Genomic DNA, 26,655 nt, shown 5'->3' with positions numbered 1-26,655 from the left:
TAATTGGAATTAAAGAAAAACAAAAGCCTCAGAAGTGTTCACCTTTTGTGAATTCTCTGAGGCTCTTTGCGTTCTAGTTTCCATATTTCTGGTAAAAATCGACCTTGACCTGGATAAAGGTTTCGGCTTCGCGTAATAGCTGCAGGAGGGTGGCACGGGTTTCAAACTCCTCACGTGTTTTAGGGAGACTCCGATTGCGGAAGACTTGCAGATAGCGTTCGATGTCATCAAGTAGGTCATGAGCAGGATTGGTCTGGCTTAGCTGGGCAGCAATCTTCGAAAAGAGCTGGGCCAAGATCAAACTTTCACTTGCGGCCAGATGGCAGGTATTGATCTGCTGGGCCATATTTCGCAGGATGCGACTTTGTCGCTGCCTCATCTCAAAGTAGTGGATGTGGTAGTCCGTCTGGTGAAAGAGGTGGTCTGAGTGATCCAGGTAGACCAGTTTGAGAGCTTCATCGAGGAGCTTGTCTAATTGGTCAACGAGTTGGGCTTGGTTGCGTCCGTCTCCTCGCGACAGATAGTATTTAAAACGAAGAAGGATGCCTTTTAACTTTTCTTCGACCTGAAGGTGGTAGCTTTGGATGGCTTTCTCACGAGAGGGCATATAAAGGTTGACCAATAGAGCAAAGCTTGTCCCGATGAGAAAGAGGAGTACTTCATTAAGCAAGAGAGCTGGAGAAGTAGACTCCTGTACCAAGAGATGACTGACCAAGACACTGCTGGGGGTGATGCCGATTTCCCAGCCCATTTTGTAAGCAAGAGGGACATAGAGAGCCAGATAGAGGCCCAGGCTCCAGATGTGAAAGCCCGTCAGCTGAAAGGCTAGAACACCGATAGCGAGCGCTAGGAGCATGGAAAAGAGGCGGTTTCGTGCTAATTTCAGCGTGCTTCTGCGCGTGTCGGAGAGGCTTAAGAGGGCGATAATTCCAGCTGAAACTGCTGATGATAAATCTAAAAAATAAGCGAGTAAACAAGCGAGACAGGTCGCTAAGATCAGTTTGGTCGTACGTTGAGTGAGAGACATGAAAATTTCCTAAACTAATAGAGTCAAGTGTTTAACGAGGAGTCAGAGACTAGGGGCGAAGTTTTCGGTTTGTAGCATACTCGGCAACCGCTGTAAAGAGGACATCTGTTGAAGAGTTCAGGGCTGTTTCGCAGGAGTCTTGAACGACCCCAATCACAAAACCGACTCCGACAACCTGCATAGCCAAGTCGTTGGAAATCCCAAAGAGGCTACAAGCGACAGGAATGAGGAGAAGGGATCCCCCAGCAATTCCAGAGGCCCCGCAGGCAGAAATGGCAGCCACCACACTGAGAACAAATGCTGTCCCAAAGTCTACCGAAATTCCGAGTGTATTGACGGCAGCTAGAGTCAGGACATTTATGGTAACAGCAGCGCCAGCCATATTGATGGTCGAACCAAGCGGGATGGAGACAGAGTAGGTGTCAGGATTCAGTCCCAAGTCTTGGCAGAGTTTCATATTGACAGGGATATTGGCGGCAGAGCTACGAGTGAAAAAGGCTGTAATACCACTGACACGTAGACATTTCAAAACAAGGGGATAGGGATTTTTCCTCATAAAGAGAAAGGCGATGAGCGGGTTGATGATGAGAGCGACAAAGGCCATGGTAGCAATCAAGAGTCCTAGGAGGACACCGTAGTTGGTCAGACTGGCAATGCCCTTGTCTGAGATGGTCTTAAACACCAAACCTAAAATCCCAAAGGGAGCTAGGTTGATAATCCATTCCACGATTTTAGAGGTGACATCCGCCATGGTTCTCAGTAATTCTTTGCTGTGTTTACTTGCCTCTCTCATAGCCAAGCCAAAGATGACTGCCCAAGAGAGAATCCCGATATAGTTGGCTTCAACAATGGCATTTAAGGGATTGTCCACCAGTTTGAGTAGGAGATTGCTGAGGACTTGACCGATACCGTCAGGAGCAGCAACTTCTGTATTTGCGCTGGTCAGGGTGATTTGCACAGGCAGTAAGAAACTAGCTAGAACGGCTACCAATGCAGCAGAAAAGGTTCCGAGCAAGTATAGGAAAATAACCGTCTTCATATTGGTATTTTGTCCCTTTTGGTGTTGAGAAAGGGCATTGGCAACAAGGGCAAAAACTAAAATAGGAGCGATGGCTTTCAGTCCGCCTACAAAGAGGTCTCCAAGCAGACCAATTCCTGTAAAGTTTGGAAAGAGCATCCCCAATGTAGCTCCAAAAATCATTCCAATAAGGATTCGTTTGATGAGGCTTGCCTTGGTCCAGGCTCTAATGATTCGTTTCATAGCAGTCTCCTTCAAAATGTATTGTTTATAATTATAGTATAAATATGCTATAGAGGCAAGTGATATTTTGAAAAAAGGGCCTATAATTGAATAATTATGAAAGAAAAGAGAAGGGAGATTTTATGGTATAATAGGAAAAAGGAGTTTTATATGCAAGATTTTTTTCAACGCTATTTTGATAAACTTGACTTAACAACTATTTTAGAGAATCTCTTGACCAAGGTGATTTCTCTTTTGATTTTGTTTTTACTATTTTATATAGCTAAAAAGATGCTTCATGCGACTGTACGAAAGATTGTCAAGCCCTCACTTAAATTTTCAAATCGGGATGCAGGAAGGCAAAAGACCATCTCGCGTTTGCTGGAGAATGTCTTTAACTACATTCTTTATTTCTTTTTAATCTACTGCATCCTGTCTATTTTGGGCTTGCCGGTTTCCAGCCTCCTTGCTGGGGCAGGGATTGCTGGGGTAGCCATTGGTATGGGGGCGCAAGGCTTTCTATCCGATGTCATTAATGGCTTCTTCATCCTCTTTGAACGCCAGCTTGATGTGGGTGATGAAGTGGTCCTCACAAATGGACCGATTACCGTCTCTGGAAAGGTCGTTAGTGTAGGAATCCGTACAACACAACTGCGCGGTGATGATCAAGCTCTTCACTTTGTTCCTAACCGCAATATTACCGTTGTTAGTAATTTATCCCGTACTGAATAGTCCGACTATTTTAGCAGATTTGTGGTACAATAGAAGGAGTTTGGTAAAGGAGAGAGTATGCTATTTGTAGAGAAAAAATTAGGTCACGATCGTACTTGGATAGACCTTGATGTGGACAAGATTAAAAATATGGAAGATCTTTCTGACATCTATGGATTGGACAAGGAAACCATCGAGTATGCTCTGGATAGAAATGAACGAGCCCACATGGATTATAACCGTGAAACGGAGACGGTAACCTTCATTTATAATGTTCTTGATTTAGAAAAAGACAAAGAATATTATGAAGCGATTCCGATGACCTTTATCGTTGAAAAACAACGGCTGATTACCATCAGCAATCACAAGAATACTTATGTGATTAAACGCATGGCAACCTACCTTGAAAGCCATGAAATTATTTCAATCTACAAATTTCTTTTTGCCAGTTTAGAGATTATTAGCAATGCTTACTATCCAGTTATTGAAGAGATGGATAAAAGTAAGGATGAAATCAGTGCACTTCTTCGTCAAAAAACAACTAAAAAAAATCTTTTCGCCCTCTCTGACTTGGAAACTGGTATGGTTTACCTGACAGCAGCTGCTAAACAAAATCGTCTCCTCTTGGAACACATCCAAGGGCATGCTCTTTATCGTAATCTTAATGAGGTAGAAAGAGAGCAGTTTGACGATGCTATGATTGAAGCCCATCAGTTGGTTTCAATGACAGATTTGATATCTCAAGTTTTGCAACAACTCTCAGCCTCTTACAACAACATCCTAAATAATAATCTAAATGATAATTTGACAACTTTGACAATTATCTCAGTCTTGCTAGCTATCCTTGCGGTTATTACAGGATTCTTCGGAATGAATGTTCCCTTACCGTTTACAGATGAACCAAATGCTTGGATTTATATTTTGATAGCTAGTCTCATTTTATGGGCAGTCTTAGCTCAATGTTTAAAGAAAATTGCTAGAAATTAAAAAAGGAGCCAGAATGGCGATTGAAAACTATATGCCAGATTTTGCTGTGGAAGCAGTTTATGATCTGACAGTCCCAAGCCTGCAGGCGCAGGGAATCAAGGCTGTTTTGGTCGACTTGGACAATACCCTCATTGCTTGGAACAACCCTGATGGGACACCAGAGATGAAGCAATGGCTACATGATCTCCGTGACGCGGGCATTCGCATCATCGTGGTCTCAAATAATACCAAAAAACGAGTTCAACGCGCAGTTGAGAAATTTGGGATTGATTACGTTTATTGGGCCTTGAAGCCTTTCACATTTGGAATCGACCGTGCCATGAAGGAATTTCACTATGAAAAAAATGAAGTGGTCATGGTCGGCGACCAGCTCATGACAGATATTCGCGCAGCCCATCGTGCGGGTATTCGCTCGATCTTAGTCAAACCCTTGGTCCAACATGACTCGATCAAAACGCAGATTAACCGAGCTCGCGAGCGCCGTGTTATGCGAAAAATCACTGAAAAATACGGACCGATTACATATAAAAAAGGAATTTAACTATGGAAGAAATTCTCTGTATTGGTTGTGGAGCAACCATTCAGACGACAGACAAGGCTGGTCTTGGTTTCACTCCCCAGTCGGCACTTGAAAAAGGTTTGGAGACTGGAGAAGTTTATTGCCAACGCTGTTTCCGTCTCCGCCACTACAATGAAATCACAGATGTCCAGTTGACGGACGATGATTTTCTCAAACTCTTGCACGAGGTGGGAGACAGTGATGCCTTAGTGGTCAATGTCATAGATATTTTTGACTTTAATGGCTCTGTCATCCCAGGCTTACCGCGCTTTGTATCGGGCAATGATGTCCTCTTGGTCGGAAATAAAAAAGATATCCTGCCCAAGTCAGTTAAACCGGGCAAGATTAGCCAGTGGCTCATGGAACGTGCCCACGAAGAAGGACTTCGTCCAGTTGATGTGGTTTTAACTTCAGCCCAAAACAAGCATGCTATTAAAGAAGTCATTGACAAGATTGAACACTACCGTAAGGGCCGTGATGTCTACGTAGTTGGGGTAACCAACGTTGGAAAATCAACTCTCATCAACGCTATTATCCAAGAAATCACAGGTGACCAAAATGTCATCACGACTTCGCGTTTTCCGGGAACAACCTTGGACAAGATTGAGATTCCGCTCGACGACGGATCTTATATTTACGATACGCCAGGGATTATCCACCGCCACCAGATGGCCCACTACTTGACGGCCAAAAACCTCAAGTATGTCAGCCCTAAAAAGGAAATCAAGCCCAAAACCTATCAGCTTAACCCTGAACAAACCCTGTTTCTAGGTGGTCTCGGACGCTTTGACTTTATATCAGGAGAAAAACAAGGATTTACTGCTTTTTTTGACAACGAACTCAAACTCCACCGTACCAAGCTAGAAGGCGCTAGTGCCTTCTATGACAAGCACCTCGGAACCCTTCTCACACCACCAAATAGCAAGGAAAAAGAAGATTTTCCAAAACTAGTCCAGCATGTATTTACCATCAAGGACAAGACTGACCTAGTCATCTCAGGACTCGGCTGGATCCGCGTAACAGGCACCGCCAAAGTCGCCGTCTGGGCACCAGAAGGCGTCGCCGTCGTCACACGAAAAGCCATTATTTAAACACAGAAAGGAAAGAGTTATCTAGATTCGGGCGAGCTCTGCGAGCCTATAACGAATACTTTTCGCCGTGGTGTCAGTTGGTACAAGGAGTTGTACCAACTGCGGAAAATTTGAGACCTTAGGCTCAAATTTTAGTCATGAAAGTCCGAAGGGCTTTGCTGACGTCCGTCACCACTTCAGAAAAGTATAAAAAGAAACTCTTTTAAAGAAATTATGTCATTAACATCAAAACAACGTGCCTTCCTCAACAGCCAGGCACACACCCTCAAACCCATCATTCAAATTGGAAAAAATGGTCTCAACGACCAAATCAAAACCAGCGTCCGTCAGGCTCTTGACGCCCGCGAATTGATTAAAGTTACGCTCTTGCAAAACACAGATGAAAACATCCACGAAGTAGCTGAAATCTTGGAAGAAGAAATTGGTGTGGATACAGTCCAAAAAATCGGACGCATCTTGATTTTGTATAAACAATCCAGAAAGAAAGAAAATCGCAAGATTTCCAAGAAAGTCAAAGAAATCTAAAACCTACTCCAAACAACTGTTTTTACAGAGAATTAAAGGAAGACGAGCCTATGGCAATCGAATTATTGACTCCCTTTACCAAGGTAGAGTTGGAGCCAGAAATCAAGGAGAAAAAACGCAAACAAGTCGGGATTTTAGGGGGGAATTTTAACCCCGTTCACCATGCCCATCTTGTTGTAGCGGACCAAGTACGACAACAGTTGGGACTGGACCAGGTCCTGCTCATGCCCGAATACCAACCACCTCATGTAGATAAAAAAGAAACCATCCCCGAGCACCATCGGCTCAAGATGCTTGAGTTGGCGATTGAGGGGATCGAAGGTCTAGCCATTGAAACCATTGAGTTAGAGCGAAAGGGCATTTCCTACACCTACGACACCATGAAGATTTTGACCGAGCAACATCCAGACACGGATTATTACTTCATTATCGGGGCTGATATGGTGGACTATCTGCCTAAATGGTACCGAATTGATGAGCTGGTCGACATGGTTCAGTTTGTTGGAGTTCAGCGCCCACGCTACAAGGCAGGGACTTCCTATCCAGTTATCTGGGTGGATGTGCCTCTCATGGACATCTCCTCCAGCATGGTGCGTGACTTCATTGCCCAAGGTCGGAAGCCCAACTTTCTCCTACCTCAGCCAGTGCTAGACTACATCGAGAAGGAGGGGCTTTACTGATGGCATACCAAGACTATATCAACTGTTCCCGAGAGGCTTTGTTGGAAAAAATGGCAGAGCTTCTACCTGAAAAACGGTTAACCCATTGTTTGGGTGTGGAGCGTGCAGCCATAGAGTTAGCGGAGAGATTTGGAGTCGATACCGAGAAAGCGGGTCTAGCAGGCCTTCTTCATGATTATGCTAAAAAGCTGTCAGATCAGGAATTTCTAGACTTGATTGACCGTTATCAGCTAGACCCTGACCTCAAAAACTGGGGCAATAATGTCTGGCATGGGATGGTTGGAATTTACAAGATTCAGGAAGATTTGGATTTGCATGATCCAGAAATCCTGCGAGCTATTGAAATCCATACAGTCGGAGCTGGTCAGATGACCAATCTAGACAAAGTCATCTACGTCGCAGATTATATCGAGCACAATCGTGCCTTTCCAGGTGTGGATGTGGCGCGTGAAATTGCTGAGCTATCGCTCAATAAGGCAGTGGCCTACGAAACAGCTCGTACCGTGGAGCATCTAGCTCATCAGGGATTCCCCATCTATCCCCAAACCCTGGAAACCTATAACGCCTTTGTGCACTATTTGAAAGAGGACTAAATGAACGAAAAAGAATTACTAGAACTAGTCGTGAAAGCGGCAGATGAGAAACGTGCGGAGGATATCCTCGCACTTGATGTACAAGATTTGACCAGTGTGACAGACTACTTTGTTATCACTAGCTCGATGAATAGCCGTCAGTTGGACGCTATCGCTGACAATATCCGTGAAAAAGTAGCCCAAGCAGGCTTTAAAGGTAGCCATGTTGAAGGCGATGCAGCGGGAGGCTGGGTTTTGCTAGACCTCGGTGGTGTCGTTGTGCATATCTTCTCAGAAGAAATGCGTGCCCACTATAATCTTGAAAAACTGTGGCATGAGGCGGATTCTGTAGATATTTCTGAAGCCTTGGCCTAGTAGATGAACTCAGTTGCAGTCAACTGGGTTTATTTGCTTATTTTAGAAAAAAATGGATAGAAAGGTGAGGGCGTCGTGTTTTGTTCATCTCGAAACTGAACACGAGCTAAAAGCTGCGAGAAAAAGAGTAACTTCCTTTGTATCTGACGATACAGCAGAAAGTTTCCTATTTTCTCCTTGCTTTTAACGCTCTTTGTATCTTAGAAAGGATTTGAACCCGTCCTGTAATCGTCGGAAAATAGATAGCCTTCCTTGGAGCTCGGCTCCATCGTCAAGCTCCTAATTTTCATTCCGATTACGGGCGGACTTGGTATCATGAATATGGCGACTTATGAAACCTTTGCGGCTGTTTACGATGCTGTGATGGATGATAGTTTATATGATAAATGGACGGATTTTTCGCTGCGTCATTTGCCTAAGACCAAGGAGAGAAAGAAGCTTTTAGAATTGGCTTGTGGAACAGGTATCCAGTCTGTGCGCTTTTCTCAAGCAGGCTTTGATGTAACTGGACTTGATTTGAGCGCGGATATGCTGAAGATTGCGGAGAAAAGAGCTACTTCAGCCAAGCAAAAGATTGATTTTATAGAGGGCAATATGCTGGATTTGTCCAAGGCAGGTCAATATGATTTTGTCACGTGTTACTCTGACTCTATCTGCTACATGCAGGATGAGGTCGAGGTAGGAGACGTCTTTAAAGAAGTATATAATGCGCTTAACGAAGACGGAGTTTTCATCTTTGATGTGCATTCGACCTACCAGACAGACGAAGTATTCCCTGGCTATTCCTACCATGAAAATGCGGAAGATTTTGCCATGCTTTGGGACACCTATGAGGACGAAGCTCCTCACTCCATCGTGCATGAGTTGACTTTCTTTATCAAGGAGGCTGACGGTTCCTTTAGTCGTCACGATGAAGTGCATGAGGAGCGAACCTATGAGGTCCTGACCTATGATATTTTGCTGGAACAGGCTGGTTTCAAGTCCTTCAAACTCTATGCGGACTTTGAGGACAAGGAACCAACAGAAACCACTACCCGTTGGTTTTTTGTCGCGCAGAAGTAGGAGAACATCATGACCATCACAGGTATTATTGCGGAGTTCAATCCTTTTCATAATGGCCATAAATACCTGCTGAGTCAGGCTGAGGGGCTGAAAATTGTTGCTATGTCTGGGAATTTTATGCAGAGAGGGGAGCCTGCTATCGTGGACAAGTGGACCCGGGCTCAAATGGCACTGGAGAATGGAGCAGATCTGGTAGTGGAATTGCCCTTTTTAGTCAGTGTTCAGGCAGCGGATTTCTTTGGACAAGGAGCAGTAGATATCTTGGCACGGCTGGGGATTGATACCTTAGCCTTTGGGACAGAGAAAGTTCTGGATTATCAGAAAATTGCCAACCTATACACAGAGCAAGGCGTTGAGATGGAGAAATTTGTGGATAATCTGCCTGATTCCCTCTCCTACCCTCAGAAAACCCAAGCCATGTGGAAGGAATTTGCAGGTCTAGATTTTTCAGGCAATACGCCTAATCATGTTCTAGCTTTGGCCTATGCTAAGGCGGTTGCAGGACGTAGAATCAAACTCCATCCGATTCAGCGTCAGGGAGCTGGCTATCATTCTGTTGATAAGGATGTGGACTTTGCCTCGGCAACAGCTCTCCGTCAGCATCAATCAGACCAAGATTTCTTAGAACGCTTTATGCCTTCCGTTGCCCTCTTTGAGCAAGCCAGTAAGGTGAGCTGGGATGACTATTTTCCCTTGCTCCGCTATCAAATTTTGTCAAATCCAGACCTAACAATGATCTATCAGGTCAATCAAGAAATGGCTGTGCGCATCAAGGAAGCTATCAAAACAGTCCAGTCTGTTGACAAATTGGTCGAGGCAGTTGCGACCAAGCGTTATACTAAGGCGCGTGTCAGACGCCTCTTGACCTATATCTTAGTGCAGGCCAGAGAAAGTGACTTGCCAGAAGGTATCCATGTCCTTGGCTTTACCGAAAAAGGTAGACAGCATCTCAAGTCACTGAAAGATCAGGTTCATCTAGTCAGTCGAATTGGCAAAGAACCTTGGGATTCTATGACTCAAAAGGCAGACCAGATTTACCAACTAGGACAGCCAAGTATAGCAGTGCAAAATTTTGGAAGGATTCCCATAAGAAAAGAAACAAACTAAGTCTACTGAAAGGTAGGCTTTTTTATTGTATGTTTTAATGAAAATGTCATTTTTAAGTGTTAGAAAGTTTGTTTGGGGATTTCAGAACTTTCTCCTAAAATTCACACAAAACTCTTCAATTTGGGTTTGTGAAAATCGGTTTTTTGTGATAGAATATTAAGGAATGTATGTCATTCGATAAACAAATTTAATGAGGTAAAAACATGGAAATCATGACACTTGCGATTGCTGTTTTTGCCGTCATCATTGGTTTAGTCATTGGATATGTCAGCATCTCAGCTAAGATGAAATCATCTCAAGAGGCTGCAGAGTTGATGCTTCTAAATGCTGAACAAGAAGCAACTAATTTACGAGGACAGGCTGAGCGCGAAGCGGATTTATTGCTAAATGAAGCCAAGAGCGAAAGCAAGTCTCTTAAAAAAGAAGCACTATTGGAGGCCAAAGAGGAAGCCAGAAAATACCGTGAAGAAGTGGACGCTGAATTTAAGTCAGAACGTCAGGAACTCAAGCAAATCGAAAGTCGTTTGACGGAGAGAGCTACGAGCCTTGACCGCAAAGACGACAATTTGACGAACAAAGAAAAAACACTTGAACAAAAAGAACAAAGTATTTCTGATAGAGCAAAAAACCTTGATGCACGTGAAGAGCAATTAGAGGAAGTCGAAAGACAAAAAGAAGCTGAACTTGAACGTATCGGTTCCCTTTCCCAAACTGAGGCTCGAGATATTATCTTGGCTCAGACAGAGGAAAACTTGACCAAGGAAATTGCTAGCCGCATTCGTGAGGCTGAGCAAGAGGTGAAGGAACGTTCAGACAAGATTGCGAAAGATATCTTGGTTCAGGCTATGCAGCGTATCGCTGGTGACTATGTAGCAGAGTCAACAAACTCGACAGTTCACCTACCAGATGATACCATGAAGGGACGCATTATCGGACGCGAAGGTCGAAACATTCGTACCTTTGAAAGTTTGACAGGGGTCGACGTGATCATCGATGACACGCCAGAAGTGGTAACCTTGTCAGGATTTGATCCGATTCGTCGTGAAATTGCTCGTATGACCATGGAAATGTTGCTCAAGGATGGCCGCATCCACCCAGCTCGTATCGAGGAGTTGGTGGAGAAAAACCGTCAAGAGATTGACAATAAAATCCGTGAATATGGTGAGGCTGCTGCCTATGAGATTGGTGCGCCAAACCTCCATCCAGACTTGATGAAGATTATGGGACGCTTGCAATTCCGTACTTCTTATGGACAGAATGTCTTGCGTCATTCGATTGAGGTTGCTAAGTTATCTGGTATCATCGCCAGTGAACTTGGTGAAAATGCAGCTCTTGCCCGTCGTGCTGGATTCCTTCACGACATCGGGAAAGCTATTGACCGCGAGGTTGAAGGCAGTCACGTTGAGATTGGTACGGAGTTGGCTCGTAAGTACAAGGAACACCCAGTTGTGGTCAATACGATTGCTAGCCACCACGGCGATGTGGAAGCCGAAAGCGTCATTGCGGTGATCGTTGCTGCAGCAGATGCCTTGAGCGCAGCGCGTCCAGGTGCTCGTAGTGAATCTCTTGAAAGCTATATCAAGCGTCTCCATGATTTAGAAGAAATCGCCAATGGCTTTGAAGGAGTGCAAAATAGCTTCGCCCTTCAAGCAGGACGTGAAATCCGTATCATGGTTAATCCAGGACAAATCAAAGACGACAAAGTCACAATCTTGGCTCACAAAGTTCGTGAGAAAATTGAAAATAATCTCGATTACCCAGGAAATATCAAGGTGACCGTGATCCGCGAACTTCGTGCAGTAGATTATGCTAAATAAATAAGAAAGAGCAGTTGAAATATTACTGCTTTTTTGTTACACTAGATAGAAAGACTGTAGAAGGATAACTGACGTGATCATCAGTATCCGAGAGAAATTTCACTTTATTTCACAGACTAACTAAAGGAGACATAATGGCAGACCGAGGCTTGCTAATCGTTTTTTCTGGTCCTTCAGGAGTTGGGAAAGGAACGGTTAGAAGAGAGATTTTTGAGAGTTCTGAGAATCAATTTCAATATTCTGTATCGATGACGACGCGCGCGCAACGTCCTGGTGAAGTGGACGGAGTGGACTATTTCTTCCGTACTCGTGAAGAGTTTGAAGAGCTAATCCGTCAAGGTCAGATGTTGGAGTATGCAGAATATGTCGGTAACTATTATGGAACTCCTCTGACCTATGTCAATGAAACTCTGGACAAGGGAATCGATGTCTTTCTTGAGATTGAAGTCCAAGGAGCCCTTCAGGTTAAGAAAAAGGTTCCAGATGCTGTCTTTATCTTTCTAACACCACCAGATTTGGATGAATTGCAAGATCGTTTGGTAGGTCGTGGAACAGATAGTGCGGAAGTGATTGCCCAACGAATCGAAAAAGCCAAGGAAGAAATTGCCCTCATGCGTGAGTATGATTATGCCATTGTCAACGATCAGGTGCCCCTCGCTGCTGAACGTGTCAAGCGTGTGATCGAAGCAGAACACTTCCGTGTGGACCGTGTTATTGGTCACTACCAGGAGATGTTGCCAAAATCTCCAACTACTCGATAAACTATAGGAAACAGGTACAAACAAATGATGCTTAAACCCTCTATCGATACCTTGCTAGACAAGGTACCATCAAAATATTCACTCGTAATCTTGTTAGCAAAACGTGCCCACGAATTAGAAGCTGGAGCACCTGCAACTCAAGAATTCAAATCTGAAAAATCAACTCTTCGTGCTTTAGAAGAAATCGAGTCAGGAAACGTTACGATTCACCCAGATCCAGAAGGAAAACGTGAAGCGGTTCGTCTCCGTATCGAAGAAGAAAAACGCCGAAAAGAAGAAGAAGAAAAGAAAATCAAAGAGCAAATCGCTAAAGAAAAAGAAGATGGTGAAAAAATTTAAGGTTGGGGGGACTCAATCTTATTTTTTCTATTGCAAGAATGTACTGACAAGAAGGAGGTGAGAAGATGGCTATTGCAAAGATTATCGTGGATGTTCCCCTGATGCAGACGGACCAGCCATACAGCTACAAGGTCCCTGAGGAATTTGTAGACATGCTGGAAGCCGGTATGCGGGTTCATGTCCCCTTCGGCAAAGGCAATCGTTTGATCCAAGGAATTGTGCTAGGCTTGGAGTCCCATTCGGATGAAGAGGTTGCCGAACAGGACTTGAAAGAGATTGCGGAGGTACTGGATTTTTCCCCGGTTCTCACTCAAGAGCAACTCTGGCTGGCTGAGGAGCTACGTAAGTCTGTCTTTTCTTACAAAATTTCCATCCTAAAAGCCATGCTTCCAGGCTTTTTAAACTCTAGCTATGATAAGATTCTCTATCATCTGGAAGGTCTGAGTCAGGCAGACCGAGAGCGTCTGTTTGGTTCAGAAGATTCGCTAGTCTTTTCTTCTCTAGATTTGGCCAAACAGGCAGAAATGATGCGTTTGACCAGGAAAGGGTTGCTCCGCTTAGAATACCAGGCAGTCGATCAGAAGAAGGTCAAGACCCAGCCTTGGTATGAGGTTGATGCTACTCAGCTAGAGAAGATTGAGATTTCTGCGCGTGCTAAGAAAAAGGCAGAGCTGAGAGATTATTTGCTGTCTCATCCTGAGAGTGCTCCTCTGGCTAGTTTGTTAGAGTCCTACTCACGCGAGCAAGTCAACTTCTTTGTTGAGCAAGGAGCTCTAACCCTACTACAAAAAGAAGTGCAACGTTCAGCCGCTTATTTCGAAGGCATTGAAGCCAGTCAACCTTTGGAATTAAATCCTGAACAAAGACAGGTACGTGATGCGGTTGTCAGTGCTATTGGCAGTCAGCAACCTCCTTTCCTCCTTCAAGGGATTACAGGAAGTGGGAAGACAGAGGTTTACTTGCAAATCATCCAAGGAGCCTTGGACAAGGGCAAGACAGCCATTTTGCTGGTACCTGAGATTTCTCTGACGCCACAAATGACGGAGCGGTTCATTGCTCGTTTCGGCGAGAAAGTAGCTATTCTTCACTCAGGCTTGTCTAATGGTGAGAAGTACGATGAATGGCGCAAGGTCGAGCGTGGAGATGCTCAAGTTGTGGTTGGAGCCAGATCGGCCATCTTTGCACCTATAAAAAATCTAGGTGTCATGATTATCGATGAAGAGCATGAAGCTAGTTACAAACAAGACAGCAATCCCCGTTATCATGCTAGAGAGGTCGCCATCTTACGGGCCCAGTACAATCAAGCGGCCCTGGTCCTTGGTTCGGCGACACCGAGCTTAGAGAGCCGTGCGCGGGCTGGAAAAGGCGTCTATCAACACTTACGCCTGACCCAACGGGCCAATCCTTTAGCCACTATTCCTGAGGTTCAAGTGATTGACTTTCGTGATTATATCGGGCAGAATGAGACATCAAACTTTACGCCTCCTTTGCTAGAGGCCATCCAAGACCGTTTGGATAAAAAAGAGCAGGTAGTCCTCATGCTCAACCGTCGGGGTTATTCTAGCTTTGTTATGTGTCGGGAGTGTGGGACGGTAGATAGCTGCCCCAACTGCGATATTTCTCTGACTCTCCACATGGATACCAAGACCATGAACTGCCATTACTGTGGCTTTTCCAAGGGAATTCCTCATGTCTGTCCCAACTGTCAGAGCCGCAGTATTCGTTACTATGGGACGGGGACTCAGAAAGCCTATGATGAGCTAGCAGAGCTCTTTCCTCAGGCTCGCATTCTGCGAATGGATGTGGATACAACCCGTAGGAAAGGCAGTCACCAAGCTCTTCTTGACCAGTTTGGCCGAGGGGAAGTAGATATCTTGTTGGGAACTCAGATGATTGCTAAGGGCTTGGATTTTCCCAATGTGACCCTAGTCGGAGTGCTCAATGCGGATACGGCCTTGAATCTGCCTGATTTTCGTTCTTCCGAGAGAACCTTCCAACTCTTAACTCAGGTGGCTGGTCGGGCAGGTCGTGCGGAAAAAGCTGGGCAGGTCTTGATTCAGTCATACAATCCGGAGCACTATGCCATTCGATTTGCCAAAGACCAAGACTATGAAGGTTTTTATGCCTATGAAATGAGTATCAGACGCCAACTTGGCTATCCGCCTTATTATTTCACTATTGGGATTACCCTCTCTCACAAGAAAGAAGAAGAGGTTGTCAAACGTGCCTATGAAGTTATGGGAATTTTGCGCTCAGGTTTATCGGAAACTAGTAAAATCCTTGGACCAACGCCAAAACCCATTGCTCGTACCCACAACCTTTATCATTACCAGATTTTGATTAAATACCGTTTAGAAGATGAGCTGGGCCCAACTCTCAATCGAGTTTTGGCCTTGACTCAAGAACGGGAAAATAGCGAGCTTCGTCTCAGCATTGACCACGAACCGCAGCAATTTTTATAAGAAGGAGAAGAAATGACAAAACTAATCTTTATGGGAACTCCCGATTTTTCAGCGACAGTTTTGAAGGGGGTGTTATCAGATGATCGTTACGAGATTCTAGCTGTTGTGACCCAGCCAGACCGCGCTGTCGGCCGTAAAAAAGTGATCCAAGAAACCCCGGTTAAGCAGGCTGCCAAAGAAGCAGGCCTTCCCATCTACCAACCTGAAAAATTATCTGGGAGTCCAGAGATGGAAGCCATCATGAAGCTAGGGGCGGATGGGATTATCACTGCTGCTTTTGGGCAGTTTCTCCCAAGTAAACTCCTTGATAGCATGGATTTTGCGGTCAACGTTCACGCTTCCCTTCTTCCAAAACACCGTGGTGGTGCGCCTATCCATTATGCCTTGATTCAAGGGGATGAGGAAGCTGGTGTGACCATTATGGAGATGGTTAAGGAAATGGATGCAGGAGATATGATTTCTCGTCGTAGCATTCCTATCACAGATGAGGACAATGTCGGGACCTTATTTGAGAAATTAGCGATTGTAGGTCGTGACTTGCTTTTAGATACTCTTCCTGCTTATATAGCTGGTGAAATTCAGCCAGAACCGCAAGATCCAAACCAGGTTACATTTTCTCCAAATATCAAACCAGAGGAAGAAAAATTGGACTGGAATAAGACTAATCGTCAACTCTTCAACCAAATCCGTGGAATGAACCCGTGGCCTGTTGCCCACACTTTCCTTAAAGGCGATCGCTTTAAGATTTATGAAGCACTTCCAGTAGAAGGTCAGGGAGCTCCAGGTGAGATTCTGTCTATTGGCAAGAAAGAATTGATCGTTGCAGCGGCTGAAGGTGCTCTGTCTCTTAAGCAAGTGCAGCCAGCTGGGAAGCCTAAGATGGACATTTCTTCCTTCCTCAACGGAGTGGGACGGACATTGACTGTAGGAGAACGATTTGGTGACTAAAGTAGAAACAGCTAGAAGTCTAGCTCTAGCAGTGCTAGAGGATGTTTTGGTTAATCAAGCATACTCCAATATTGCCTTAAATAAACACCTCAAGGGGAGTCAGCTCTCAGTAGCAGATAAGGGCTTGGTGACAGAGATTGTCTACGGTACGGTAGCCCGAAAACTGACTCTGGAATGGTACCTGTCCCACTTTATCGAAGACAGAGATAAGCTAGATAACTGGCTCTATATCCTGCTCCTTCTGAGCGCTTACCAACTTCGGTATCTGGATAAGATTCCTAATCACGCTGTTGTTAATGAAGCAGTGGAACTAGCCAAAGCCCGTAAAAAAGGCAGTGAAAAATTGGTCAACGCCGTCCTTCGTCGTATCTTGCGAGAAGGCTGGCCAGACATTGACAGTATCAAACGCAAAAATAAGCGTGATTCCATTGCTTATTCTCTCCCAGTTTGGCTAGTATCTAAACTCAAGGAAGAATACGGTGAAGAGCGAGCACAAGCCATCTTTAAAAGTCTCTTGGTGCGCAGCAAAGCCAGCATTCGGGTGACTGACTTGAGTCGAAAAGAGGAAATCAAAGCCGTGTTAGAAGCGACTGATTCCCCTTTGACGGCCACTGGTCTGGTCAAGGAGCAAGGCCACTTTGCAGGACATGATTTGTTCGCAGAAGGGGCTATAACCATCCAAGACGAGTCCAGTCAACTGGTTGCTCCGACTCTTGATTTACAAGGTGATGAACAGGTCCTGGATGCCTGTGCCGCTCCGGGTGGGAAAACAGCCCATATGGCTTCTTACCTCACATCTGGTAAGGTGACGGCTTTGGATCTTTATGATCATAAGTTGGACTTGATCAAAGAAAATGCGGAGCGTTTAGGTGTGGCAGATCGAGTGCAAACGCAAAAATTGGATGCCAGAAAAGTGCATGAGTTTTTTGAAAAGGACTCCTTTGATAAGATTTTAGTAGATGCTCCCTGTTCTGGGATTGGACTTTTACGTCGTAAACCAGACATCAAATACAATAAAGAAACAGCAGATTTCACATCCTTACAGGAAATTCAGCTGGAAATATTAGGTAGTGTTTGTCAAACGCTACGAAAAGGTGGTATAATAACGTATAGTACCTGTACTATTGTCTCTGAGGAGAACTTTCAAGTCGTTGAGGCGTTTTTAGAAAGTCATCCCGAGTTCGAGCAGGTTAAACTAGAACACGAATGTAAAGATATCTTGAAAGATGGCTGCATCCTGATTACTCCTGAATTGTATGGAAGTGATGGATTCTTTATCAGCCAATTTCGCAAGATATCAGAATAGGAAGGAACTGACACAATGGAAATAGCATTATTAACAGATGTTGGTCAGAAACGGACAAATAATCAGGACTATGTCAATCACTTTGTCAACCGAGCAGGACGCACTATGATCATCTTGGCTGACGGGATGGGAGGACACCGTGCAGGAAATATCGCTAGTGAGATGGCGGTAACAGACCTCGGTGTGGATTGGGTAGATACTCAAATTAACTCAGTCAATGAAGTTCGTGAGTGGTTTGCCCACTACCTGGAGATTGAAAATCAAAAAATTCATCAACTAGGTCAGGACGAAGCATACAGAGGCATGGGAACAACGCTAGAAGCTGTTGCGTTTATTGACAACCAAGCCATCTATGCACACATTGGAGATTCTCGTATCGGTTTGATTCGTGGAGAAGAATACCACCAGTTGACGAGTGACCATTCCTTGGTTAATGAATTGCTCAAGGCTGGTCAATTGACTCCAGAAGAGGCAGAAACTCACCCTCAAAAGAATATCATCACCCAGTCTATCGGACAAAAAGATGAAATCCAGCCAGATTTTGGGATGATTACACTGGAGTCAGGAGATTATCTCTTGCTCAATAGTGATGGTTTGACCAATATGATTTCGGCAAGCGAGATTTATGATATCGTAACCAGTGATATTTCCCTAGCAGACAAGGCGGCAACCCTCATTCGCTTCGCTAACAATGCAGGAGGTTTAGACAACATTACGGTTGCCCTTGTTTACATGAACGAGGAGGCAGCAGAATGATCCAAATCGGCAAGATTTTTGCCGGGCGGTATCGGATTGTCAAGCAGATTGGTCGAGGAGGCATGGCAGATGTTTACTTGGCCAAGGATTTGATCCTAGACGGGGAAGAAGTGGCAGTGAAGGTCCTGAGGACCAACTACCAGACAGACCCAATTGCTGTGGCACGTTTCCAGCGTGAAGCGAGGGCCATGGCGGATCTGGACCATCCTCATATCGTTCGGATAACAGATATTGGTGAGGAAGACGGTCAACAGTACCTAGCTATGGAATACGTAGCAGGCCTTGACCTCAAGCGTTATATCAAAGAGCACTATCCTCTTTCAAATGAAGAAGCAGTTCGGATTATGGGACAAATCCTCTTGGCTATGCGCTTAGCCCATACTCGAGGAATTGTTCACCGGGATTTGAAACCTCAAAATATCCTCTTGACACCAGATGGAACTGCTAAAGTTACTGACTTTGGGATTGCAGTGGCCTTTGCAGAGACGAGTCTGACCCAGACCAACTCGATGCTGGGTTCGGTTCATTATTTATCACCTGAACAAGCGCGTGGTTCTAAAGCGACCTTCCAGAGTGATATCTATGCAATGGGGATTATCTTCTATGAAATGCTGACGGGACATATCCCTTATGATGGAGATAGTGCGGTTACGATTGCCCTCCAGCATTTCCAGAAGCCACTTCCGTCCGTCATAGCTGAAAACCCATCTGTCCCTCAGGCTTTAGAAAATGTTGTCATCAAGGCGACTGCTAAGAAGCTGTCAGACCGTTATCAGTCTGTTTCAGAAATGTATGTGGACTTGTCAACTAGCTTGTCTTATAATCGTCGGAATGAACCGAAACTGGTCTTTGACGATGCGAGTAAGGCAGATACGAAGACTTTGCCTAAAGTTCCACAAAGTACACTGACATCGATTCCTAAAGCTCCGGCGCAAGAAGAACGCCCTCAGCCAAAGAAACCAACTCAACCAGTCGCAGAGCCGGCTCCAGCGCCAAAGCCAGCTAAGAAACGGAAGTTTAAGGCTCGCTATATGATTCTTTTGGCCAGTCTTCTATTGGTTGCAGCCTCTTTGGTCTGGATTTTGTCAAGAACACCAGCAACGATTGCTATTCCTAACGTAGCTGGACAAACCGTTGCAGAGGCTAAGGAAGCTCTTAAAAAATCCAAGTTTGAAGCCGGTGAAGAAAAGTCAGAGGCCAGCGATACTGTAGCAGAAGGACGTGTTATTCGAACGGATCCAGAAGCTGGTAGTGGCCGAAAAGAAGGAACCAAGGTCAATTTGATTGTTTCTTCTGGTAAGCAATCCTTCCAATTGAGCAATTATGTTGGACGCAAGTATACGGATGCCGTAGCTGAACTCAAGGAGAAGAAGGTTCCTGAGAATCTAATCAAGATGGAAGAGGAAGAATCCAGCGAAAGCAAACCTGGAACCATTCTCAGACAAAGTCCTGCGGCAGGTACGACTTATGATCTTTCAAAAGCCAGCACAATTACTTTAACGGTTGCTAAGAAAGTAACAAGCGTTTCTATGCCAAGTTATATTGGTTCAAGTCTCGAATTTACAAAGAATAATTTGACTCAGATTGTCGGTGTAAAAGAGGCTAATATTGAGGTTGTCGAGGTTTCAACTGCTCCTGAAGGGACAGCAGAAGGTACAGTTGTAGATCAAACACCAAAAGCGGGTGAACAGGTTGACCTTGCTAGCACGCGTATCAAACTTTCCATCTACAAACCGAAAACACCACCGTCAACTTCATCTTCTAGTTCTGCACAACGTGGGAACCAAGGTTCTTCTACAACTCCAAATCAGGGGAATCAACAAGGAAACACTCCTTCAACTAGTCAATCAAATAGTGAAGGAACACGTGAAAGTTCTCGAGATTAAACGAATCTTTGTCATGATTTCATGACAAAGATTTTTTTTCATTGATTTTTGTGATAAAATATAGGAAGCAGAAAAGGAGGAGAAAATGGACGAATCAAGAGAGTTGAATGCCGTTATTGATGTCATTATGTTAGCTGGAACCATTCTCTTAAAAAGCGGTTCGGAGATTTATCGGGTTGAGGACACCATGATCCGTATCGCTCATTCACAGGGAATAGTGGATTGCAACGTTCTTGCTATGCCAGCAGCTATTTTCTTTTCTATTGAGAATACCAATATTTCTCGCATGAAACGGGTCACTTCTTCCTCCTACAACATCGAAAAAGTCTGTGATGTCAACCAAGTATCACGGGAGCTTGTCGGAGGGCAGATCGATCTCTCTACAGCCTTTGAAAGGCTAAAGGAAATCAGAAATCAAGCTCTTCCTTATACCAAGTTCCAAGTGACTATTGCAGCAACTCTCAGTGCCCCTTTTTTCTCGATTATGTTCGGGGGGAATACTTATGATGCTTTTGGTGCAGCCATTGCGACCTTACTTGGTTTTGCTTTCTCTCTCTATGTAGAGAAGTTTGTCCGCATTCCTTTTGTAACCGCCTTTGCGGGAGCCTTTGTTTTTGGCTTGATTGCCCAGTTCTGGGCCCGCTATACAGGATTCCCTTCGACGGCAGACTTGATCATAGCGGGAGCCGTCATGCCCTTTGTTCCGGGCATTGCCCTGACAAATGCAGTTCGGGATATCATGACCAACCATATCAACTCTGGTATGAGCAAGATGTTTGAATCCCTGCTCATTACCCTCGCTTTAGGGGCAGGCACATCTGTCGCCCTAGTTTTGATGACATAAGATGACTCTAACAAGTATTTTACTCCAAGCAGTAGCGAGTTTACTCGCCATTATCACCTTTCTAATCGTACTGAATGTTCAACGCTCTATGCTCCTACCTGGTGGTGTTCTGGGAATGGGTGTCTGGCTCCTCTATCTTGTACTTAAAGAACCAACCAATGTTATTGTTGCGACCTTTATCGCAGCGGTGGTTGGTTCTTGCATCAGCCAGATTCTAAGTATTGTCTATAAGACGCCAGCAGTGGTCTTTGTCTTGGCCATTCTTGCCCCCTTGGTGCCAGGTTATCTATCCTATCGAACGACAGCTTTCTTTGTGACAGGTGATTACAGTCATGCCCTTACCAGTGCAACACTAGTAGTTATGTTGGCTCTGGTCATTTCTATCGGGATGGCCAGTGGAACAGTGATTCTGAAGCTTTATTACTATATCCGAAAACAGCGAGGCATATCCTCCTAATGCTGTCAAAGCAAAGACTTGATTTGTTGAATCAGGTCTTTTTTCTCTCATTTGTTCCTATTTGTGATAAAATAGAATAGAACGATTTTTTACAATGAATGAAAAAACAGAGGTAAATATGACAATCGGTATTGATAAGATTGGTTTTGCAACCAGTCAATATGTCTTGAAATTACAAGACCTAGCAGAAGCAAGAGGAGTTGATCCGGATAAATATAGTAAGGGTCTCTTATTAAACGAAATTAGCATTGCACCATTGACTGAGGACGTTGTCACCTTGGCTGCCAGTGCAAGCAACTCTATTTTGACAGATAAAGAAAAAGAAGAAATTGACATGGTCATCGTGGCGACCGAGTCAGGGATTGACCAGAGTAAGGCAGCGGCGGTCTTTGTTCACGGTCTATTAGGTATCCAGCCGTTCGCTCGCAGTTTTGAAATCAAAGAAGCTTGTTACGGAGCAACAGCTGCCCTCCATTATGCCAAGTTGCATGTGGAAAATTCTCCAGAGTCCAAGGTCTTGGTCATCGCCAGCGATATTGCCAAGTATGGTGTAGCGGCTCCAGGTGAACCAACTCAGGGAGCTGGGAGTGTGGCGATGTTAATTACGCAAAATCCGCGTACCATAGTCTTTAACAATGATAATGTTGCCCAAACGCGTGATATTATGGATTTCTGGCGTCCGAACTATTCAACTACTCCTTATGTAAACGGCTTGTACTCAACTCAGCAATATCTTGACAGTCTTACGACGACCTGGGATGAATACAAGAAACGCTATGATTGGACTATGAATGATTTTGCGGCTATCTGCTTCCACTTGCCTTATCCCAAATTAGCCCTAAAAGGCTTGCGCAAGATGATGGATAAGACTTTGTCTCAGGAAAAAAAGGATAGTCTGCAAGAAAATTTTGATAAATCCATTCTCTACAGTCAGATGATTGGGAATATCTACACAGGTTCCCTTTTCCTTGGGCTTCTCTCCCTTTTGGAAAATGCAGAAAATTTGAAGGCTGGAGATAAAATTGCCCTCTACAGTTACGGAAGTGGAGCGGTTTCAGAGTTCTTTAGTGGAGAGCTGGTAGAAGGTTATGAAACTTACCTTGATAAGGATCGCTTGAGCAAACTCAAACAACGTACAGCATTGTCAGTTGTAGACTATGAAAAAGTCTTCTTCGAAGACTTGAAGTTGGATGAGTCTGGCTCAGCTCAATTTGCAGGTTATGAACATCAAGACTATGCCTTGGTTGAAATTGTCGACCACCAACGCCGTTATAGCAAGGTTGAAAAATAATGAAGATAAGTTGGAATGGATTTTCTAAAAAATCATACCATGAGCGCCTTGAGTTGCTGAAAGCTCAGGCGCTCCTTAGTCCTGAAAAGCAAACCAGTCTGGAGCAGGATGAACAAGTCAGCTTGGCAGTTGCAGATCAGCTGAGTGAGAATGTAGTGGGAACTTTTTCTCTGCCTTATTCCATCATTCCAGAGCTTGTGGTGAACGGTCAGGACTACACAGTTCCCTATGTGACAGAAGAACCCTCAGTGGTTGCTGCGACCAGCTATGCCAGCAAAATCATCAAGCGTGCAGGCGGTTTTACTGCTCAAGTACATGAGCGCCAGATGATTGGGCAGGTAGCCCTTTATCAAGTTGCTGAACCTGAACAAGCGCAAGAGAAGATTGCCAGCAAGAAAGCCGAACTCTTGGAACTTGCAAATCAAGCCTATCCTTCTATCGTTAAACGAGGAGGTGGGGCGCGTGATTTGCATGTAGAGCAGATCAAAGGTGAAACAGACTTTCTCGTTGTTTATCTCCATGTTGATACTCAGGAAGCCATGGGAGCCAATATGCTCAACACCATGCTGGAAGCCTTGAAGCCAGTCTTAGAAGAACTCAGTCAAGGACAGAGTCTTATGGGAATTTTGTCCAACTACGCGACTGATTCTCTGGTGACAGCAAGTTGTCGTATCGCCTTTCGCTACTTGAGTCCCCAAAGGGACCAAGGACGAGAAATTGCGGAGAAAATAGCCTTGGCTAGCCAGTTTGCGCAGGCTGATCCTTACCGAGCAGCGACTCACAATAAAGGGATTTTTAACGGTATTGATGCCATTTTGATTGCCACTGGTAATGACTGGCGTGCCATCGAAGCTGGGGCCCATGCCTTTGCCAGTCGAGATGGACACTATCAAGGTCTCAGTCGATGGAGTCTAGATAGGGACACAGAAGAATTGGTCGGTGAGATGACCCTGCCCATGCCGGTAGCGACCAAGGGTGGCTCTATCGGTCTCAATCCTCGTGTAGCCCTTAGTCATGAACTACTAGGAAATCCTTCAGCCAAGGAATTAGCTCAGATTATCGTGTCCATCGGTCTTGCCCAAAACTTTGCGGCTCTCAAAGCCTTGGTAAGTACGGGCATCCAGCAAGGCCACATGAAATTGCAGGCCAAATCCCTAGCTCTCCTAGTAGGTGCTAGTGAGTCCGAGGTTGCTCCCCTCGTTGAGCGCCTCATCGCAGATAAAACCTTTAACTTAGAGACAGCCCAGCGCTATCTCGAAAACTTAAGATCATAAAAAAACTCAGACGAATTCGTCTGAGTTTTTTGTACTTAAATACTTTTTCCTGGTAATAGGGTGACGGGTAAGAAGTAACCAGTTGTCGCGACCTCTTTACCTTCAATCTTCTGCAAGAGAAGATCGACAGTGAGGTGGGCAATCTCTTTCATAGGTTGCTTAATAGTTGTCAGGTGAGGATAGTAGTTCTCGATAAAGTAAGTCCCATCATAGCCGATGACCTTGAGCTCATCAGGAACAGAGATACCTAGTTCCTGAGCGATTTTGATCACCAGAATAGCTGTCAAATCATCCGAAGCAAAAATCGCATCTGGTTTCTGATGGGTCAAGATATTCTTGATTTCCATTTCTTTTCTGACGGGAGAAAAGTCACTCGAAACATTGATAATAGGCGCTTTTGGGAGTACAGAGGCAAATCCAGCATGGCGCAGTCCAGTCGGTGAGTTGGAATTGTCATTTCCTGTAATCATGATGATAGACTGGGCGCCAGTCTTGACCAGAGTTTGGGCTGCGAGGACCCCGCCACCGTAGTTATCGGAGGAGACGACAGGGATGTCTGGTGATAGATTTCGGTCAAAGGAAATAATCGGTGCCGTCACACGATTGTAGTCTTCGATTCCAAGATTGTGACTTCCAGAAATGATACCATCGACCTGATTGGCCTCCAGCATTTCAATGTACTCTCGTTCTTTTTCAGAGTCGTGTTCGCTGTTACAGATGATGGTCTTGTAGCCATTTTTGAAGAGCTGGTGTTCCAACTTGTCGATCAACTCCGCATAAAAGACATGACTGATGTTAGGAAAAATAAGTCCAATCAACTTGGCAGATTTTCCTTGAAGGCTTCGAGCCAGATTATTGGGTTTGTAGCCCAATTCTCGCATGGCTTCATTAACCTTTTGAATGGTTTTCTCAGATAGATACCCCTTTTTATTGATGACCCGTGAGACGGTAGTGGGGCTGACGCCTGCAAGTTTTGCGACATCAGTTAGTTTTGCGACCATAATCTAATTCATAGTAAGTTCCAGTTGGGTTTCCAGACTTGATGAGGATACCATTTTGGTCCGCATGTGGGAAGACACGACCAGAAAATACTTTTTCTCCTTTATTGATGAAAATTTCAAAGACTGACTTGTCGATGAAGATAGTGGCAGTAGTAGCTTGGTTATCGATAGGGCAAGAACGAGTCGTACCAAATTCTTGAGCATACTGTTCACCAGCCTGACTACGATCCACTGTCACCTGTCCATTGACAAGGTCAAAGTTGATGGAAAGCCCCTTGCCTTCTTTATCAGCGAGCAAGACAATCTCGCTTTGGCTATTGGCCTCCAAGTTGAGCTCCAGTTCATAAGTGTTATTGGTTTGGGCACGATTTGAAAAGGGTTCCTCAGAGGCACGAAGTTCTTTGATAGCTGCGACTGGGTATTGGTAGAGTTTGCCATCTTTGATAGTGAGTTCCTTGACCAAGGAGAAAGTTCCTTGGTGGTCAAAACGGTCAGATGGGTAAGAAACATCTGGTAACCCAAGCCAGCTTACTGCCAATGTACGTCCATCCGGAGCGTTGAAGGCTTGCGTTGCATAGGCTTCGAAACCATAGTCTAGATTTTGCAATGGAGACACATCTACCATTTTGGCATTTTCAGGGGCAAAGGAAGCTCCGATTTTGTACATGTTTGGATAGATATTATCATAGTCTAGGACACCCTTATCCAATCCTTGTGGGCAGTAGAGAAGGACAGGGTGCTCCCCTACAAAGACCAGATTTGGGCATTCCATCATGTAGGCAGTGCGGTCGTTAGCAAAGTCAAGGTCGCCAACTGCTTGCCAGTTTGTATAATCATTGTCCACAGCCTTGTAGAGACGGACGAAGCCTTTTTTCTCCAAGTTCTGTCCACCGACGATAGCATAATATTGACCTTTAAAGTTAAAAATTTGCGGGTCGCGGAAGTGGTCTGTAGAGTCTGCTGGCTGGTCAATCAAGATCTTGTCAATCTTTGTAATCTTGCCATCCTTATCCATCAAAGCACCAATCTGGTAGGGGTGACGGATCCAGTTTTCATCACGGACATTTCCAGTATAAAATAGGAACAACTGATCGCTGAACTGCATGGCAGACCCAGAGTAGGCACCGTGGCTATCTAATGGAGTATCTGGCAAAACTTTGACTCCAGTTTCTGTAAAGTGCACTAAATCATCACTTTCGAGCTGCACCCAAGATTTCAACCCATGGGCTGCACCAAAGGGGAAGTTCTGGTAAAAGAGAATCCATTTGCCATCGAAATAAGAAAAGCCATTTGGGTCATTGAGAAGCCCCATTTTAGGCTCGACATGGTAACGAGTATGCCAAGGAGATTGTGCCATCTTTTCCTTGATTTGCTTGATTTCATCATTAGACCAGTCTTCATAGCGTCTGTAACGGCGCTCGGTTGTCCATTCCATTTTATCTTTCCTCCATAAGTTCTATTCTGTTATTAATAGTAAACGTTTTCGGCAAAAAAAGCAAGTCTTTTATGTTAAAAAAAAGAAAAATATGTCAAACGATTGCCAGAAATCAAGTAAAGGAAATCTAGCAAATTTTCAC

General features: G+C 44.6%; 26 protein-coding genes. 22 read left to right on the top strand and 4 right to left on the bottom strand.

Features of this window, described 5'->3' with window-relative positions:
• Positions 1-73 precede the first annotated feature (73 nt).
• A complete protein-coding gene (locus tag KZX55_RS03950) occupies positions 74-1,027 on the bottom strand; it encodes an aromatic acid exporter family protein (protein WP_248024755.1) in 954 nt (317 codons plus the stop codon).
• A gap of 49 nt (positions 1,028-1,076) precedes the next feature.
• Positions 1,077-2,288: a serine/threonine transporter SstT gene (sstT, locus tag KZX55_RS03945; RefSeq protein WP_248024753.1), complete on the bottom strand. Its 1,212-nt coding sequence runs from the start codon at positions 2,286-2,288 to the stop codon at positions 1,077-1,079.
• 150 nt (positions 2,289-2,438) lie between these two features.
• Between sstT and KZX55_RS03940 the strand changes: the two genes are divergently transcribed.
• The 22 genes from KZX55_RS03940 to KZX55_RS03835 all read left to right on the top strand — a co-directional run bounded on the left by KZX55_RS03940 (position 2,439) and on the right by KZX55_RS03835 (position 24,077).
• The gene (locus KZX55_RS03940) at positions 2,439-2,999 is read left to right on the top strand and encodes a mechanosensitive ion channel family protein (RefSeq protein ID WP_001150568.1); all 561 of its coding nucleotides are present in this window, start codon (positions 2,439-2,441) and stop codon (positions 2,997-2,999) included.
• A 57-nt stretch (positions 3,000-3,056) separates the two neighbouring features.
• A complete protein-coding gene (locus KZX55_RS03935) occupies positions 3,057-3,965 on the top strand; it encodes a magnesium transporter CorA family protein (protein ID WP_000899718.1) in 909 nt (302 codons plus the stop codon).
• A gap of 13 nt (positions 3,966-3,978) precedes the next feature.
• Positions 3,979-4,506, top strand: coding sequence for a YqeG family HAD IIIA-type phosphatase (locus KZX55_RS03930; RefSeq protein WP_000963744.1), 528 nt, complete (start codon positions 3,979-3,981; stop codon positions 4,504-4,506).
• 2 nt (positions 4,507-4,508) lie between these two features.
• Positions 4,509-5,615, top strand: a complete 1,107-nt coding sequence (gene yqeH, locus KZX55_RS03925) for a ribosome biogenesis GTPase YqeH (RefSeq protein WP_000391189.1) — start codon at positions 4,509-4,511, stop codon at positions 5,613-5,615.
• 213 nt (positions 5,616-5,828) lie between these two features.
• A complete protein-coding gene (yhbY, locus tag KZX55_RS03920) occupies positions 5,829-6,140 on the top strand; it encodes a ribosome assembly RNA-binding protein YhbY (RefSeq protein WP_248024750.1) in 312 nt (103 codons plus the stop codon).
• 50 nt (positions 6,141-6,190) lie between these two features.
• A complete protein-coding gene (locus tag KZX55_RS03915; protein WP_000963695.1) occupies positions 6,191-6,820 on the top strand; it encodes a nicotinate-nucleotide adenylyltransferase in 630 nt (209 codons plus the stop codon).
• A complete protein-coding gene (gene yqeK / locus KZX55_RS03910) occupies positions 6,820-7,413 on the top strand; it encodes a bis(5'-nucleosyl)-tetraphosphatase (symmetrical) YqeK (protein WP_248024743.1) in 594 nt (197 codons plus the stop codon). Before KZX55_RS03915 ends, yqeK begins: the two co-directional genes overlap by 1 nt.
• Positions 7,414-7,767 (top strand): ribosome silencing factor, encoded by a 354-nt coding sequence (rsfS, locus tag KZX55_RS03905; protein ID WP_001003018.1) that lies wholly within the window; start codon positions 7,414-7,416, stop codon positions 7,765-7,767.
• A 321-nt stretch (positions 7,768-8,088) separates the two neighbouring features.
• Complete coding sequence (locus KZX55_RS03900) at positions 8,089-8,829, top strand: class I SAM-dependent DNA methyltransferase (protein ID WP_282437535.1); 741 nt, start codon at positions 8,089-8,091, stop codon at positions 8,827-8,829.
• 9 nt (positions 8,830-8,838) lie between these two features.
• On the top strand, positions 8,839-9,936 hold the full coding sequence (locus tag KZX55_RS03895) for a nucleotidyltransferase (RefSeq protein WP_248024740.1): 1,098 nt from the start codon (positions 8,839-8,841) through the stop codon (positions 9,934-9,936).
• A gap of 203 nt (positions 9,937-10,139) precedes the next feature.
• Positions 10,140-11,753: a ribonuclease Y gene (locus KZX55_RS03890; RefSeq protein WP_000404959.1), complete on the top strand. Its 1,614-nt coding sequence runs from the start codon at positions 10,140-10,142 to the stop codon at positions 11,751-11,753.
• Positions 11,754-11,887: 134 nt separating this feature from the next.
• Positions 11,888-12,514 carry a guanylate kinase gene (gmk, locus tag KZX55_RS03885; protein ID WP_000775041.1) on the top strand — a complete coding sequence of 209 codons (627 nt, stop codon included), beginning with the start codon at positions 11,888-11,890 and terminating at the stop codon, positions 12,512-12,514.
• Positions 12,515-12,538: 24 nt separating this feature from the next.
• On the top strand, positions 12,539-12,853 hold the full coding sequence (rpoZ, locus tag KZX55_RS03880) for a DNA-directed RNA polymerase subunit omega (RefSeq protein ID WP_096408152.1): 315 nt from the start codon (positions 12,539-12,541) through the stop codon (positions 12,851-12,853).
• 65 nt (positions 12,854-12,918) lie between these two features.
• Complete coding sequence (locus KZX55_RS03875) at positions 12,919-15,315, top strand: primosomal protein N' (protein ID WP_248024738.1); 2,397 nt, start codon at positions 12,919-12,921, stop codon at positions 15,313-15,315.
• 12 nt (positions 15,316-15,327) lie between these two features.
• Complete coding sequence (gene fmt / locus KZX55_RS03870) at positions 15,328-16,263, top strand: methionyl-tRNA formyltransferase (RefSeq protein ID WP_248024727.1); 936 nt, start codon at positions 15,328-15,330, stop codon at positions 16,261-16,263.
• Positions 16,256-17,569, top strand: coding sequence for a 16S rRNA (cytosine(967)-C(5))-methyltransferase RsmB (gene rsmB, locus KZX55_RS03865; RefSeq protein ID WP_248024718.1), 1,314 nt, complete (start codon positions 16,256-16,258; stop codon positions 17,567-17,569). The genes fmt and rsmB overlap by 8 nt, the downstream gene beginning before the upstream one ends.
• Before the next feature lie 15 nt (positions 17,570-17,584).
• Positions 17,585-18,325, top strand: coding sequence for a Stp1/IreP family PP2C-type Ser/Thr phosphatase (locus tag KZX55_RS03860; RefSeq protein WP_000401533.1), 741 nt, complete (start codon positions 17,585-17,587; stop codon positions 18,323-18,325).
• Positions 18,322-20,211, top strand: coding sequence for a Stk1 family PASTA domain-containing Ser/Thr kinase (gene pknB / locus KZX55_RS03855; protein WP_248024716.1), 1,890 nt, complete (start codon positions 18,322-18,324; stop codon positions 20,209-20,211). Before KZX55_RS03860 ends, pknB begins: the two co-directional genes overlap by 4 nt.
• An 85-nt stretch (positions 20,212-20,296) precedes the next feature.
• Positions 20,297-21,055, top strand: coding sequence for a threonine/serine exporter family protein (locus KZX55_RS03850; RefSeq protein ID WP_000344546.1), 759 nt, complete (start codon positions 20,297-20,299; stop codon positions 21,053-21,055).
• A gap of 1 nt (position 21,056) precedes the next feature.
• A complete protein-coding gene (locus tag KZX55_RS03845) occupies positions 21,057-21,512 on the top strand; it encodes a threonine/serine exporter family protein (RefSeq protein WP_000176910.1) in 456 nt (151 codons plus the stop codon).
• 118 nt (positions 21,513-21,630) lie between these two features.
• A complete protein-coding gene (locus KZX55_RS03840; protein ID WP_248024707.1) occupies positions 21,631-22,803 on the top strand; it encodes a hydroxymethylglutaryl-CoA synthase in 1,173 nt (390 codons plus the stop codon).
• On the top strand, positions 22,803-24,077 hold the full coding sequence (locus KZX55_RS03835; RefSeq protein ID WP_248024699.1) for a hydroxymethylglutaryl-CoA reductase, degradative: 1,275 nt from the start codon (positions 22,803-22,805) through the stop codon (positions 24,075-24,077). Before KZX55_RS03840 ends, KZX55_RS03835 begins: the two co-directional genes overlap by 1 nt.
• A 35-nt stretch (positions 24,078-24,112) precedes the next feature.
• On the opposite strand, the gene KZX55_RS03830 is transcribed toward KZX55_RS03835, so the two are convergent.
• Both KZX55_RS03830 and KZX55_RS03825 read right to left on the bottom strand, forming a co-directional pair.
• Positions 24,113-25,078 (bottom strand): LacI family DNA-binding transcriptional regulator, encoded by a 966-nt coding sequence (locus KZX55_RS03830; protein ID WP_000225990.1) that lies wholly within the window; start codon positions 25,076-25,078, stop codon positions 24,113-24,115.
• Complete coding sequence (locus tag KZX55_RS03825; RefSeq protein WP_248024690.1) at positions 25,059-26,513, bottom strand: sucrose-6-phosphate hydrolase; 1,455 nt, start codon at positions 26,511-26,513, stop codon at positions 25,059-25,061. Before KZX55_RS03825 ends, KZX55_RS03830 begins: the two co-directional genes overlap by 20 nt.
• Positions 26,514-26,655: the final 142 nt, after the last annotated feature.

Origin of the sequence: Streptococcus halitosis, assembly GCF_023147855.1 — a bacterium.
Classification (GTDB): Bacteria; Bacillota; Bacilli; order Lactobacillales; family Streptococcaceae; genus Streptococcus; species Streptococcus halitosis_B.
This window is presented reverse-complemented; position numbering and strand designations above follow the sequence as displayed.

Bases quoted from the DNA above. Each gene is read 5' to 3' on its own strand.
- KZX55_RS03950 (WP_248024755.1), bottom strand. From the start codon at position 1,027: ATGTCTCTCACTCAACGTACGACCAAACTGATCTTAGCGACCTGTCTC.
- sstT (WP_248024753.1), bottom strand. From the start codon at position 2,288: ATGAAACGAATCATTAGAGCCTGGACCAAGGCAAGCCTCATCAAACGA.
- KZX55_RS03940 (WP_001150568.1), top strand. From the start codon at position 2,439: ATGCAAGATTTTTTTCAACGCTATTTTGATAAACTTGACTTAACAACT.
- KZX55_RS03935 (WP_000899718.1), top strand. From the start codon at position 3,057: ATGCTATTTGTAGAGAAAAAATTAGGTCACGATCGTACTTGGATAGAC.
- KZX55_RS03930 (WP_000963744.1), top strand. From the start codon at position 3,979: ATGGCGATTGAAAACTATATGCCAGATTTTGCTGTGGAAGCAGTTTAT.
- yqeH (WP_000391189.1), top strand. From the start codon at position 4,509: ATGGAAGAAATTCTCTGTATTGGTTGTGGAGCAACCATTCAGACGACA.
- yhbY (WP_248024750.1), top strand. From the start codon at position 5,829: ATGTCATTAACATCAAAACAACGTGCCTTCCTCAACAGCCAGGCACAC.
- KZX55_RS03915 (WP_000963695.1), top strand. From the start codon at position 6,191: ATGGCAATCGAATTATTGACTCCCTTTACCAAGGTAGAGTTGGAGCCA.
- yqeK (WP_248024743.1), top strand. From the start codon at position 6,820: ATGGCATACCAAGACTATATCAACTGTTCCCGAGAGGCTTTGTTGGAA.
- rsfS (WP_001003018.1), top strand. From the start codon at position 7,414: ATGAACGAAAAAGAATTACTAGAACTAGTCGTGAAAGCGGCAGATGAG.
- KZX55_RS03900 (WP_282437535.1), top strand. From the start codon at position 8,089: ATGGCGACTTATGAAACCTTTGCGGCTGTTTACGATGCTGTGATGGAT.
- KZX55_RS03895 (WP_248024740.1), top strand. From the start codon at position 8,839: ATGACCATCACAGGTATTATTGCGGAGTTCAATCCTTTTCATAATGGC.
- KZX55_RS03890 (WP_000404959.1), top strand. From the start codon at position 10,140: ATGGAAATCATGACACTTGCGATTGCTGTTTTTGCCGTCATCATTGGT.
- gmk (WP_000775041.1), top strand. From the start codon at position 11,888: ATGGCAGACCGAGGCTTGCTAATCGTTTTTTCTGGTCCTTCAGGAGTT.
- rpoZ (WP_096408152.1), top strand. From the start codon at position 12,539: ATGATGCTTAAACCCTCTATCGATACCTTGCTAGACAAGGTACCATCA.
- KZX55_RS03875 (WP_248024738.1), top strand. From the start codon at position 12,919: ATGGCTATTGCAAAGATTATCGTGGATGTTCCCCTGATGCAGACGGAC.
- fmt (WP_248024727.1), top strand. From the start codon at position 15,328: ATGACAAAACTAATCTTTATGGGAACTCCCGATTTTTCAGCGACAGTT.
- KZX55_RS03860 (WP_000401533.1), top strand. From the start codon at position 17,585: ATGGAAATAGCATTATTAACAGATGTTGGTCAGAAACGGACAAATAAT.
- pknB (WP_248024716.1), top strand. From the start codon at position 18,322: ATGATCCAAATCGGCAAGATTTTTGCCGGGCGGTATCGGATTGTCAAG.
- KZX55_RS03850 (WP_000344546.1), top strand. From the start codon at position 20,297: ATGGACGAATCAAGAGAGTTGAATGCCGTTATTGATGTCATTATGTTA.
- KZX55_RS03845 (WP_000176910.1), top strand. From the start codon at position 21,057: ATGACTCTAACAAGTATTTTACTCCAAGCAGTAGCGAGTTTACTCGCC.
- KZX55_RS03840 (WP_248024707.1), top strand. From the start codon at position 21,631: ATGACAATCGGTATTGATAAGATTGGTTTTGCAACCAGTCAATATGTC.
- KZX55_RS03835 (WP_248024699.1), top strand. From the start codon at position 22,803: ATGAAGATAAGTTGGAATGGATTTTCTAAAAAATCATACCATGAGCGC.
- KZX55_RS03830 (WP_000225990.1), bottom strand. From the start codon at position 25,078: ATGGTCGCAAAACTAACTGATGTCGCAAAACTTGCAGGCGTCAGCCCC.
- KZX55_RS03825 (WP_248024690.1), bottom strand. From the start codon at position 26,513: ATGGAATGGACAACCGAGCGCCGTTACAGACGCTATGAAGACTGGTCT.